This window comes from Streptomyces sp. NPDC046308, assembly GCF_055588065.1.
The window spans coordinates 538440-550069 of record NZ_JBVJFB010000003.1 but is presented as its reverse complement, the minus strand read 5'-3'; the positions used below and the strand labels follow the sequence as shown (position 1 = coordinate 550069).

Here is an 11630-nt window from a genome sequence, read left to right as displayed (position 1 = left end):
ACGGCGCGTCCCTACTGAAGACAACCGCTGGAGACGCCCGGTGAGTTCCCCAGATCCGCAGTTTCGCGCGACGAACGACGACGAAGACCGCCCTGAGCACGGCGACAGCGCCCAGGGCGTTCGCCAGCCGCGAAACCCGGCCGTGCGAGGCCCCGTGATCGCCGTGACCGGCGCCGCGTCGGGTGTCGGCGCGGCCCTGGTGAGCCGGCTGGCCGCCTCCGACGAGGTCAAGCAGGTCGTCGCCATCGACGAGCGACGGGGCGACTGCGCGGCCGCGCAGTGGCACATCCTGGACGTACGGGACCCCGCGATCGCCGAGAAGCTGCGCGGCGCGGACGTCGTCGTCCACCTCGCCCTCGACCTGGACCTGGAGACGGATCCGGCGGCCCGTACGGCGTACAACGTGCGCGGGACCCAGACCGTCCTCACGGCGGCCGCCGCGGCCGGCGTGCACCGGGTCGTGCTGTGCACCTCGGCGATGGTCTACGGCGCCCTCCCGGACAACGACATCCCGCTGTCGGAGGACTCCGAGCTGCGGGCCACGGCCGAGGCCACCGGCGTCGGCGACCTGCTGGAGATCGAGCGCCTCGGGCGCCGAGCCCCCCGCGCGCACCCGGGCCTGAACGTCACCGTGATCCGCCCGGCGGTCCTGGTCGGCGGCACCGACACGGCCCTGACCCGGTACTTCGAGTCCCCGCGGCTGCTCGTGGTGGCGGGATCCCGTCCGACGTGGCAGTTCTGCCACGTCGAGGACCTGGTCAGCGCCCTGGAGTACGCGGCCCTGGAGAAGGTCGAGGGCGAGCTGGCCGTGGGCTGCGAGGGGTGGCTGGAGCAGGAGGAGGTCGAGGAGCTGAGCGGCATCCGCCGCATGGAGCTCCCCTCGGCGGTCGCGCTGGGCGCGGCGGCCCGGCTGCACCGGATCGGCCTGACCCCGTCCCCGGCGGGCGACCTCGCGTACACGATGCACCCCTGGGTGGTCAGCGTTAGCGGGCTGCACGCGGCGGGGTGGCGGCCGCGCTGGACCAACGAGGAGGTGCTCGCCGAGCTCCTCCAGGAGGTCTCGGGGCGACACACGGTCGCGGGCCGTCGGCTGGGCCGCCGGGACGCCGCCACGGCTGCCGGTGCCGCGGGTGCGACGGTCGCGCTGCTGGGTGCGGCCGCCGCGGTCCGCTTGGCGCGGAAGCGGCGCGGTATCTGACCTGCGGGACGAAGACCGGGGCTCCGCCCCGGACCCCGCGCCTCGAACGCCGGCGGGGCCGGATGGGGGGGCCCGATTGGTAGGAGGCTCCCAAGGGTGCGGGTCCGGCACGGGCGAAACTGCTATTTCGCCTCGTCAGCCACTAGGGCACGATGAAGGCATGGCACCGCACTTCGACCACCCCGGCGAGCAGGCCGCTCAGGACCCGATCCGGCTGCTCGAGATCCGTGACACCCCGCTCTCGATCGACGAGGTCTTCCAGGCCGTCGGCGACGACGCGGCGGGAGGGACGACGCTCTTCGTCGGCACGGTGCGCAACCACGACAGCGGGGCGGACGTCGACTCGCTCGGCTACTCCTGCCACCCGACGGCCGAGGCCGAGATGCGCCGGGTCGCCGAGCGCGTCGTGGCCAAGTTCCCCGTCCGCGCGCTGGCCGCCGTGCACCGCGTGGGCGACCTCGCCGTCGGCGACCTGGCGGTCGTCGTCGCCGTCTCCTGCCCGCACCGCGGTGAGGCCTTCGACGCCTGCCGCATGCTCATAGACGACCTCAAGCACGAGGTTCCGATCTGGAAGCACCAGACCTTCGCCGACGGCACCGAGGAGTGGGTCGGCGCCTGCTAGGCGGCGCACGCCGGGACGGTACGACGGACGGAGTCCGGCCCAGGCGTCCGAAGCCTGTGAGGCGCTCCGGCGCCGAGCAGTGCGAGGGCGGCAGGGGAAGAGGGGTCGTTTGCCGACGGCACCGAGGAGGGCGTCGGCGCCTGCTGAGCCCCGGTCGCGGAGCGGCACCCGCATGGGGGTAGCCTCGCACCCGTTCGGCCGCGCAACACGCCCTCGATTTGCGTAACCCCCCCACGGGCACGAGCGTTGAAGCCACCAACGAAACGTAGTTCGGGGTAGGGAGGCACGCCCATGGCGTCTTTGGCGTGGTTGCTGATTCCGCTGTTCGCCGCGATAGGTGCGGCGATATGGGGCAGCTGGGCGGCACGCGACCGCACGCAAGGTGACATATCCGAGCTCGCCGGCTACGCGCGCTTCCGCGAGGCCATGGGCAACGCCGATCAGGCCAGGGTGAAGGCAAAGGCCCATTCCGGTTCCGACGCCGTCTGACGGGCCCCGCTGAGAATCCCCTGAGAGTTTCGCGCGCGGACCCCTTACGGACCGGCCCCGAGGGCTGCCCGCCGGGGCCGTCCCGTACTGTCGGATCCATGCCACGCCGCACTGCGACGATGCTCGCTTCCGTCCTCGTACTGTTCGCGCTGCTCTGCGCCGGGCTGTTCCTCAAGGTCCCGTACTCCGAGATGAGCCCCGGCCCGACCGTGAACACGCTGGGCGACTCGCACGGTGCGCCCGTCCTCAGCATCGCGGGGCGCAAGACGTACCCGACCAGCGGCCACCTCAACATGACGACCGTCCGCGTCACCGGCGCGGACTACGACATGAGCCTGGTGGAAGCCGTGTACGGGTGGCTGTCCGGCGACAACATCGTGGTGCCGCACGAGAACCTCTACCCGGACGGCAAGACGGACGCGGAATCCACCCAGGAGAACGCCGAGGAGTTCAGCCAGTCGCAGCAGAGCGCCAAGGTGGCCGCCCTCAAGCAGCTCGGCATCCCCGTCACCGCCCGCGTGATCGTCGCGTCCGTGGTCAAGGACAGCCCCGCCGAGGGCAAGCTGCACGCCGGTGACGTGATCAAGGCCGTGGACGGCGCCCCCGTGACGGCCCCCGAGGACGTGGCCAAGCTCGTCACCAAGCACAAGCCGGGCGAGCCGGTCGAGTTCACGATCGTGCCCGCCGCGGAGGCGGCCGAGGCGGCGAAGGCCAACCACGAGCCCGCCGGTTCCTCGAAGGTGACGATCAACGCGGGCAAGGCGGAGGGCGACGGTCACGCCATCGTCGGCATCCGGGCCGGATCCGACCACACCTTCCCCTTCACGATCGACATCAAGCTCGCGGACGTCGGCGGCCCGAGCGCCGGACTGATGTTCGCCCTCGGCATCGTCGACAAGCTGACCCCGGAGGACCTGACCGGCGGCAAGTTCATCGCGGGCACCGGCACCATCGACGACGCGGGCAAGGTCGGTCCGATCGGCGGCATCCAGATGAAGACCATCGGCGCGCGCCAGGCCGGCGCCGAGTACTTCCTGACGCCCGCCGAGAACTGCGCCTCCGCGGCCACGAACGTGCCCGACGGCCTGACCCTGGTGAAGGTGTCCACGATCGGTGACGCCACCAAGGCACTGGAGAAGATCAGCAAGGGGGACACGGCCGGGCTGCCGCAGTGCAGCGCCAAGCCCTGACCGGTCCTCCCCCCCCCGAGGTCTACGAGAAGGTCGCCGAAAGGGCCTCCGCCAGCCCGGGCACGAGGCCGCCGCCGGTGAGCACCTCGGTCGAGGAGTCCTTCTCGCGCAGCCGTACGGCCGACTCCCGCGAGCCGTCGCGCAGCACGGCCACGGTGAGGCGGACCTCCTGCCGCTCCGGGTGACCGGCGACCCACTTCGACAGCTGCTTGTCGCTCAGCCCCTCCGGTACGGAGGCCTCCGCGGACGGCGGCAGCATCAGCCGCTCCACCGTCAGCGCGCAGCCGACGACGGCGTCGGGCCAGGCGATGGTGCCGAGGAACTTGTCGAGGGGGGTCCCGGCCGGGACCTCGTCCTGCTCGATCGGGGTGAGGGAGGCCTTGCCGGCGTCGTCCTGGTCGAGGCCGAGCTGGCTCGCGAGCCGCGGCTCCTGCTTCTTGAGCCGGGCGGTGTCGACGAGGGCGAACAGCCGGGCCGGCTGGTCCCAGCCGAGGCCGGCCGCGTACTCGTCGATCTCGAGGCAGGCACGGGTCAGCGGCGAGGCGGCCATGGGGGTGCCGGGGGAAGGCGAAACGTTGGACATGGGCAACATCCTGCCTCCTTTCCACCGGATACCGGGAACTGACCAAAGCCTCAGTAAGTTGCATGAGTGGGCTCTACGATCGGGGGCCCGTTCATTACCAGACCCAGCGACTTTCGAGGTGCGCACCTTGGCTTTCCAGATGCCGGACCGCGGCGGAGGCCCGTCCGGGCCACGGATGAGAGTCGGCCGCCCCTCCCGGCGGGCCCGAACCCTCCTGATGACCCTGGGCGTGCTGGCCGTCCTGGCCATGCTCTTCATCATGTTCGCGGGCTTCTGGACGGACTGGCTCTGGTTCCGCTCCGTGAAGTACTCCTCCGTCTTCACCACCACGCTGTGGACCAAGATCGGCCTCTTCGCCGTCTTCGGTCTGCTGATGGCCGGGGCCGTCGGATTCAACATCTGGCTGGCCCACCGGCTGCGGCCGCCGCTCAGCGCGATGTCGATGGAGCAGCAGAGCCTCGACCGTTACCGGATGAGCATCGCCCCTTACAAGAAGTGGCTGCTGCTGGGCATCGCGGTGCTCGTCGGCCTGATCGCGGGCGCTTCGGCGGCCGGCCAGTGGAAGACCTGGCTCATGTACGTGAACGGGGTGACCTTCGGTACGAAGGACCCGCAGTTCCACATGGACGTGTCCTTCTACACCTTCGACCTGCCCTGGTACCGCTTCCTGCTCGGCTTCGGCTTCGCCGCGGTCGTGCTGTCGGTGATCGCCGCGGCCGTCGTGCACTACCTGTACGGCGGACTGCGCGTGACCAGCCCGGGCGCCCGGGCCACCGCCGCCGCGACCGGGCACCTGTCGGTGCTCCTCGGCCTCTTCGTCACGCTGAAGGCGATCGCGTACTGGCTCGACCGGTACGGGCTCGCCGTGAAGTCCAGCGACTTCAAGGCCGCGGACAACTGGACGGGCCTGCGGTACGTCGACGCCAACGCCTACCTGCCGGCCAAGACGATCCTCGTCGCCATCGCCGCGATCTGCGCCGTGCTGTTCTTCGCCACGCTGTGGCGCCGCACCTGGCAGCTGCCCGTGATCGGCTTCGGCCTGATGGTGCTCTCGGCGATCCTGATCGGCGGGCTGTACCCGGCGATCGTGCAGAAGTTCCAGGTCCAGCCGAACGAGCAGGCCAAGGAATCCCCGTACGTCCAGAAGAACATCAAGGCCACGCGCGACGCCTACGGGATCGAGGGCTCCGAGGTCACGGACTACCCGGGCTCCCCGCAGACGGCGGACCGGGGCAAGCTGCGGCCGCAGGCCGACACCACGGCCAGCATCCGCATCCTCGACCCGAACATCGTCTCGCCGGCCTTCCAGCAGCTCCAGCAGGTCAAGGGCTACTACGCCTTCCCGTCCACGCTCGCCGTGGACCGGTACAGCGGCCAGGACACGGTCATCGGGCTGCGCGAGCTGAACATCGGCGGCATCCCGAAGAACAACTGGATCAACGACCACTTCAAGTACACGCACGGCTACGGCGTGGTCGCGGCCAAGGGCACCACCGTCGGTGACCAGGGGGCCCCGGACTTCACCCAGTCCGACCTGCCCTCCAAGGGGATGTTCGGCACGGACTTCGAGCAGCGCATCTACTACGGCGAGCAGACGAGGCAGTACTCGATCGTCGGCGGGCCGCAGAAGGAGCTCGACTACTCCGACGACAAGGGCGAGAAGGAGACGAGCTACAAGGGCGACTCGGGCGTCAGCCTCGACAACCCGGTCAACCGGGCCGCCTACGCGCTGTCCTTCAGCGAGCCGCAGATCCTCTACTCGGGCGCCATCGGCGACGGCTCGCGGATCCTCTACAACCGCACGCCCAAGCAGCGCGTCGAAGCGGTCGCCCCGTGGCTGACCATCGACGGCGCACCCTACCCGGCCGTGATCGACGGCCGGATCAAGTGGATCGTCGACGCCTACACGACGACCAACGGGTACCCGTACGCCTCGCGCACCACGCTGGGCCAGAGCACCGCCGACTCGCTGACCAACAGCCAGCGCGCGGTGGTGGCCCAGGAGAACCAGGTCAACTACATCCGCAACTCGGTGAAGGCCACCGTCGACGCGTACGACGGCTCGGTCAACCTCTACCAGTGGGACACCGAGGACCCGGTCCTCAAGACCTGGATGAAGGCGTTCCCCGGCACGGTCAAGCCCAAGAGCGACATCTCCAAGCCGCTCATGGACCACCTCCGCTACCCGCAGGACCTCTTCAAGGTCCAGCGCGAGCTGCTGACCCGGTACCACGTCACGGACCCGCAGACCTTCCTCAGCGGCAGTGAGGCCTGGGCGGTCCCGGACGACCCGACGACCAAGGCCGGCACGGCGGTCCCGCCGTACTACCTGTCGATGAAGATGCCGGGCCAGAAGGAGAAGGACCAGGTCTTCTCGCTCACCACGACGTTCACGCCGAACGAGCGGCCCAACCTGAGTGCCTTCATGGCGGTCAACGCCGATCCGGGCACCCCGGACTACGGCAAGATCAGAATCCTGAAGATGCCGACCAGCAAGCCGCCGGACGGCCCCGGTCAGGTGCAGAGCAAGTTCCAGTCCGAGCCGAAGATCGCCGAGTCGATCCGCCTGCTGCGCGGTGGTGACTCGGAGATCGAGTACGGCAACCTGCTCGCGGTGCCGCTCGACGGCGGGATGCTCTACGTGGAGCCGGTGTACGTCCGCAGCTCCGGGCTGAAGTACCCGCTGCTGCGCAAGGTGCTGGTGACCTACGGCGGCCAGACGGCCTTCGAGGACACGCTGGAGAAGGCGCTGAACGTGGTCTTCGGGGCCGAGGCCCCGACCACGCCGGTGCCTCCGGTCCAGCCGCCGGGCGAGGGCACCGTCACGCCCCCCGTCAACCAGGACCCGACGGTCAAGGCGGCCCTCGCCGACGCGCAGAAGGCCGTCGAGGACGCCGAGAAGGCCCGACAGGCCGGTGACTGGGCGGCCTTCGGCAAGGCCCAGGACGAGATCAAGGCGGCGCTGAAGCGGGCGATCGACGCGGAGGCGAAGCCGCCGGCGCCCAGTCCGAGCGGCTGATGACCCATGGGTAATGGCTCCGTCCCGCGTCGTGATACTGTGGTTTCACCGACGCGGGGTGGAGCAGCTCGGTAGCTCGCTGGGCTCATAACCCAGAGGTCGCAGGTTCAAATCCTGTCCCCGCTACTGAAGATGAAGGCCCGGATCCATGGGATCCGGGCCTTCGTCATGCCCGGGGCGGACACGCGGTAGCTGGGGCGGGTGAGTTGGGGTAGGAGCGTGTTTGACTTACCCCACTGTGGGCATGTCGACAAAACGCTGTAGTGACCTCACTGGCTGCGACATACCCGGTGTACGCGGGTAGCAGGTGATGCGACGATGGGATTTATGGGGGACAGGTCAACTCTGCTGGAGACAGGGCGGTTTGTGAGGGCGGAGACCGAGTCGGGCGCAGAGGCCCTGGGGGCGGTTCCGGTAGCCGACGCGCAGACCGCGCTGACCGATGCGGACTTCTTGGACAAGCACAGTGCGCAGGAGCTGTTCGCCGAGACCGACGCGGCGAGCGACGCCGAGCTGGAGGCCCGGCACCGGGTGGCCGCCGACAAGGGCGACCCCGGTGCCATGAGCGTGCTCGGCGCGCTGCTGCTGCGCCGTGGCGACCTCGACGGGGCCGAGCCGTACCTGCGGGGTGCCACCGCCGAAGGTGACCGCGCCGCCGCCAACAACCTCGGCGTCCTGCTGCACCAGCGCGGCTACCCCGAAGAGGCCGCCGGCTGGTGGCGGGTCGCCGCCGTGGCCGGATCCGCGCCGGCCGCGCATGCCCTGGGCCGCCACTTCCGCGAGCGCGGCGACGAGCCCGCGGCCGAGTACTGGATGCGGCAGGCGGCGGAATCCGGCCATGCGCTGGGCGCGTACGGGCTGGCCGACCTGCTGGAGCACCGCGGGGACAAGGGCGTCGAGCGGTGGTTCCGCGCCGCCGCCGAACAGGGTCACCGCGAGGCCGCGTACCGGCTGGCGAGGCACCTGCGCAAGGGCGACCCCGCCGAGGCCGAGCAGTGGTACCGGCAGGCCGCCGCGCGCGGGCACCGGCGCGCGGCCCTGCACCTGGGCGCGCTGCTGGAGGCGCGCGGGGAGCTCAAGGAGGCCGGGCGCTGGTACCTGACCTCCGCCAAGCAGGGGGAGGCCCGCGCCGCGTGCGCGCTCGGCTTCCTGCTGCGCGACGCCGGCGACGAGGAGAGCGCGGCCACCTGGTGGCGCCGGGCCGCCCAGGACGGCGACGGCAACGCCGCGAACGCGCTGGGCGCCCTGCACGCCGCGCGCGGGGAGACCCAGACCGCGGAGCGCTGGTACCGCACCGCCATGGACGCCGGTGACCAGAACGGGGCGTACAACCTCGCCCTGCTGTGCGCCGCACAGGACCGCACCGCGCAGGCCGAGCAGTGGTACCGGCGGGCTGCGTACGCGGGGCACCGCGAGGCGGCCAACGCCCTGGCCATCATGCTGCTGCAGGTCGGGGACGCGGCGGGCGCGGAGCCGTGGTTCTCGAAGGCGGCCGAGGCGGGCAGCGTCGACGCCGCGTTCAACCTCGGCATCCTCTTCGCCAGCCGCGACGACGACCGCACGGCACTGAAGTGGTACGAGCGGGCCGCGTCGGCCGGACACACCGACGCGGCGCTCCAGGTCGGCATCGCGCTGGTCCGCGACGGGGAGGAGCGCGCCGCCGAGCGGCACCTGCGGTGCGCGGCGGGCGGCGGCAGCGCGGAGGCCGCCTTCCGGCTGGCCGCGCTGCTGGAGTCGCTGGCCCCGCCGCCGGAGCCGGTCGCGCTGGGCGAGCCGGTGGGCGGCGCCCCGAAGACGGAGAGCGAGGAGTGGTACGAGCGGGCCGCCGAGCTGGGGCACCGCCGCGCCCAGGTGCGGGTCGGCATGCTGGCCGCCGCCCGCGGCGACCTGGCCGTCGCCGCGCGCTGGTATCGGGAGGCGGCCGAGGCCGGGTCCCGCAACGGGGCGTTCAACCTGGGGCTGCTGCTCGCCCGCGAGGGGAGCGAGCCGGAGGCCGCGCTGTGGTGGACGCGGGCCGCGGTGGCGGGCCACGGCCGCGCGGCGCTGCGCCTGGGACTGCTGGCGGCGCGGCACGGGGACCTCGCGGAGGGGCAGAAGTGGTGTGTTCGCGCCATGGAACTGGGACCGGCGGAGGTCTCGGAGCGGGCGGCGCGGCTGCGCGACGCGCTCGCGGAGGAGCTGTCCGCCTGAGCGTGGAGCCCGCGGCCCGAAGGAGCGGCGGAGGGGCCGGAAGTTAAGCGATTTGCATCTGTTGGAAGGCTTCACGTACAGTCGTGTTTACCGACGCGGGGTGGAGCAGCTCGGTAGCTCGCTGGGCTCATAACCCAGAGGTCGCAGGTTCAAATCCTGTCCCCGCTACTGAAGGTCCAGGGCCCGGATCCGTATGGATCCGGGCCCTGAGTCGTTTCCGGTGGCGAATCGGAAAGCAGAAGGGCCCGGACCCCGTGGGGTCCGGGCCCTTCTCGGGTCCGGGGTCAGGCGGCGGCGCAGTTCGGGCAGACCCCGCGGTAGGTGACCTCGACCGCGGACACGACGAAGCCGAAGCGCTCGGTGTCGGGCAGGTCGGCCAGCGGGTTGCCCGCCGGGTGGACGTCGCGGATCGCGCCGCACCGGGCGCAGACCAGGTGCTGGTGGGGCTGGTGGGCGTTCGGGTCGTACCGCTTGGCGCGCCGGTCCGTGGAGACCTCCAGGACCTCGCCGAGGGTGACGAGCTCGCCCAGCGTGTTGTAGACGGTCGCCCGCGAGATCTCGGGCAGTTTGGCCACCGCGCGCGCGTGCACCTCGTCGGCCGTCAGGTGCACGTGGTCACCGTCGAGCACCTCGGCCACGACACGCCGCTGCGCCGTCATGCGCCAGCCGCGTCCGCGGAGTCGTTCCAGCAGGTCACTCATGGACACCAGCCTAACAGTGAGGGGATTCGGTGTAACTCCCGAACCGGTGCGGACTTGGATAGTTGCTTGACTTAGACAAAGTCCATTGTAGGATCGGGTACGGCATACGCCAAGGACAGGACATGCAGGAATGACGCAGGAGGCGCACGTGACGCAGGGACCGCTCACCACGGAGGCCGGGGCTCCGGTCGCCGACAACCAGAACAGCGAGACCGCCGGCGTCGGAGGTCCCGTCCTGGTCCAGGACCAGCTGCTGCTGGAGAAGCTCGCGCACTTCAACCGCGAGCGCATCCCGGAGCGCGTGGTGCACGCCCGCGGCGCCGGTGCCTACGGCACCTTCACGCTGACCCGCGACGTCTCCCAGTGGACCCGTGCCAAGTTCCTGTCCGAGGTCGGCAAGGAGACCGAGACCTTCCTGCGCTTCTCCACCGTCGCGGGCAACCTCGGCAGCGCGGACGCGGTGCGCGACCCCCGCGGCTGGGCGCTGAAGTTCTACACCGAAGAGGGCAACTACGACCTCGTCGGCAACAACACCCCGGTGTTCTTCATCAAGGACGCCATCAAGTTCCCCGACTTCATCCACACCCAGAAGCGCGACCCGTACACGGGCTCGCAGGAGGCGGACAACGTCTGGGACTTCTGGGGTCTGTCGCCCGAGTCGACCCACCAGGTGACCTGGCTGTTCGGCGACCGCGGCATCCCGGCCTCCTACCGCCACATGAACGGCTACGGCTCGCACACGTTCCAGTGGAACAACGAGGCCGGCGAGGTCTTCTGGGTCAAGTACCACTTCAAGACCGACCAGGGCATCAAGAACCTCACCCAGGCCGAGGCCAACAAGCTCGCCGGTGAGGACCCCGACTCGCACCAGCGCGACCTGCGCGAGGCCATCGAGCGCGGCGACTTCCCGAGCTGGACCGTGCAGGTCCAGATCATGCCGGCGGCCGAGGCGGCGACCTACCGCTTCAACCCGTTCGACCTCACCAAGGTGTGGCCGCACGCGGACTACCCGCCGATCGAGATCGGCAAGCTGGAGCTCAACCGCAACCCGGAGAACGTCTTCGCCGAGGTCGAGCAGTCGATCTTCTCCCCGGCGCACTTCGTCCCCGGTATCGGTCCCTCCCCGGACAAGATGCTCCAGGGCCGCCTCTTCGGCTACGGCGACGCCCACCGCTACCGCGTCGGCATCAACGCCGACCACCTGCCGGTGAACCGCCCGCACGCCACCGAGGCGCGCACCAACTCCCGCGACGGCTACCTGTACGACGGCCGCCACAAGGGTGCGAAGAACTACGAGCCGAACTCCTTCGGCGGCCCGCACCAGACCGACCGCCCGCTGTGGCAGCCCATCGACGTGACGGGCGGCACCGGCAACCACGCCGCCGCCGTGCACAGCGAGGACACCGACTTCGTCCAGGCCGGCAACCTCTACCGCCTCTACTCGGAGGACGAGAAGGTCCGCCTGATCGAGAACCTGTCCGGCTTCATCGCCAAGGTCTCGCGCGACGACATCGTCGAGCGCGCGATCGACAACTTCCGCCAGGCGGACGGCGACTTCGGCAAGCGGCTCGAAGCCGCGGTCCAGGCCCTCCGCGCTTGATCCGGGACCGCTTGTCGTAGCAGGACGCCGGGCCGCGG

At 70.7% G+C, this 11630-nt stretch carries 9 protein-coding genes and 2 tRNA genes; 9 read left to right on the top strand and 2 right to left on the bottom strand.

Going from position 1 to position 11630, the window contains the following annotated elements:
• Window positions 1-40: 40 nt before the first annotated feature.
• The 4 genes from ACZ6JT_RS16310 to ACZ6JT_RS16295 all read left to right on the top strand — a co-directional run bounded on the left by ACZ6JT_RS16310 (window position 41) and on the right by ACZ6JT_RS16295 (window position 3499).
• Entirely contained in the window at window positions 41-1198 is a 1158-nt protein-coding gene (locus ACZ6JT_RS16310; protein ID WP_469210362.1) for an SDR family oxidoreductase, read from the top strand.
• 160 nt (window positions 1199-1358) lie between these two features.
• On the top strand, window positions 1359-1820 hold the full coding sequence (locus tag ACZ6JT_RS16305; RefSeq protein ID WP_469210360.1) for a molybdenum cofactor biosynthesis protein MoaE: 462 nt from the start codon (window positions 1359-1361) through the stop codon (window positions 1818-1820).
• A gap of 291 nt (window positions 1821-2111) precedes the next feature.
• Window positions 2112-2309: a hypothetical protein gene (locus tag ACZ6JT_RS16300; protein WP_469210359.1), complete on the top strand. Its 198-nt coding sequence runs from the start codon at window positions 2112-2114 to the stop codon at window positions 2307-2309.
• A gap of 98 nt (window positions 2310-2407) precedes the next feature.
• Window positions 2408-3499, top strand: coding sequence for a YlbL family protein (locus tag ACZ6JT_RS16295; protein WP_469210357.1), 1092 nt, complete (start codon window positions 2408-2410; stop codon window positions 3497-3499).
• Between the two features lie 22 nt (window positions 3500-3521).
• On the opposite strand, the gene ACZ6JT_RS16290 is transcribed toward ACZ6JT_RS16295, so the two are convergent.
• A complete protein-coding gene (locus tag ACZ6JT_RS16290; RefSeq protein WP_469210355.1) occupies window positions 3522-4091 on the bottom strand; it encodes a PPA1309 family protein in 570 nt (189 codons plus the stop codon).
• Between the two features lie 130 nt (window positions 4092-4221).
• Between ACZ6JT_RS16290 and ACZ6JT_RS16285 the strand changes: the two genes are divergently transcribed.
• The 4 genes from ACZ6JT_RS16285 to ACZ6JT_RS16270 all read left to right on the top strand — a co-directional run bounded on the left by ACZ6JT_RS16285 (window position 4222) and on the right by ACZ6JT_RS16270 (window position 9459).
• Entirely contained in the window at window positions 4222-7101 is a 2880-nt protein-coding gene (locus ACZ6JT_RS16285) for a UPF0182 family membrane protein (protein ID WP_469210725.1), read from the top strand.
• Between the two features lie 52 nt (window positions 7102-7153).
• Window positions 7154-7227 (top strand) — tRNA-Met (locus tag ACZ6JT_RS16280).
• A 201-nt stretch (window positions 7228-7428) separates the two neighbouring features.
• Window positions 7429-9291, top strand: a complete 1863-nt coding sequence (locus ACZ6JT_RS16275; protein ID WP_469210353.1) for a tetratricopeptide repeat protein — start codon at window positions 7429-7431, stop codon at window positions 9289-9291.
• A 94-nt stretch (window positions 9292-9385) separates the two neighbouring features.
• Window positions 9386-9459, top strand: a tRNA-Met gene (locus tag ACZ6JT_RS16270).
• 116 nt (window positions 9460-9575) lie between these two features.
• Here the strand turns inward: ACZ6JT_RS16270 and ACZ6JT_RS16265 are convergent.
• On the bottom strand, window positions 9576-9992 hold the full coding sequence (locus tag ACZ6JT_RS16265; RefSeq protein ID WP_469210351.1) for a Fur family transcriptional regulator: 417 nt from the start codon (window positions 9990-9992) through the stop codon (window positions 9576-9578).
• A 130-nt stretch (window positions 9993-10122) separates the two neighbouring features.
• On the opposite strand from ACZ6JT_RS16265, the gene ACZ6JT_RS16260 reads away from it, so the two are divergent.
• Window positions 10123-11592, top strand: coding sequence for a catalase (locus tag ACZ6JT_RS16260; protein WP_469210349.1), 1470 nt, complete (start codon window positions 10123-10125; stop codon window positions 11590-11592).
• The last annotated feature ends 38 nt before the right edge of the window (window positions 11593-11630 follow it).

Excerpts from the sequence above, each read along its gene's own strand:
- ACZ6JT_RS16305 (WP_469210360.1), top strand. The coding sequence starts at position 1,359 with ATGGCACCGCACTTCGACCACCCCGGCGAGCAGGCCGCTCAGGACCCG.
- ACZ6JT_RS16300 (WP_469210359.1), top strand. The coding sequence starts at position 2,112 with ATGGCGTCTTTGGCGTGGTTGCTGATTCCGCTGTTCGCCGCGATAGGT.
- ACZ6JT_RS16295 (WP_469210357.1), top strand. The coding sequence starts at position 2,408 with ATGCCACGCCGCACTGCGACGATGCTCGCTTCCGTCCTCGTACTGTTC.
- ACZ6JT_RS16290 (WP_469210355.1), bottom strand. The coding sequence starts at position 4,091 with ATGTTGCCCATGTCCAACGTTTCGCCTTCCCCCGGCACCCCCATGGCC.
- ACZ6JT_RS16285 (WP_469210725.1), top strand. The coding sequence starts at position 4,222 with ATGCCGGACCGCGGCGGAGGCCCGTCCGGGCCACGGATGAGAGTCGGC.
- ACZ6JT_RS16275 (WP_469210353.1), top strand. The coding sequence starts at position 7,429 with ATGGGGGACAGGTCAACTCTGCTGGAGACAGGGCGGTTTGTGAGGGCG.
- ACZ6JT_RS16265 (WP_469210351.1), bottom strand. The coding sequence starts at position 9,992 with ATGAGTGACCTGCTGGAACGACTCCGCGGACGCGGCTGGCGCATGACG.
- ACZ6JT_RS16260 (WP_469210349.1), top strand. The coding sequence starts at position 10,123 with ATGACGCAGGAGGCGCACGTGACGCAGGGACCGCTCACCACGGAGGCC.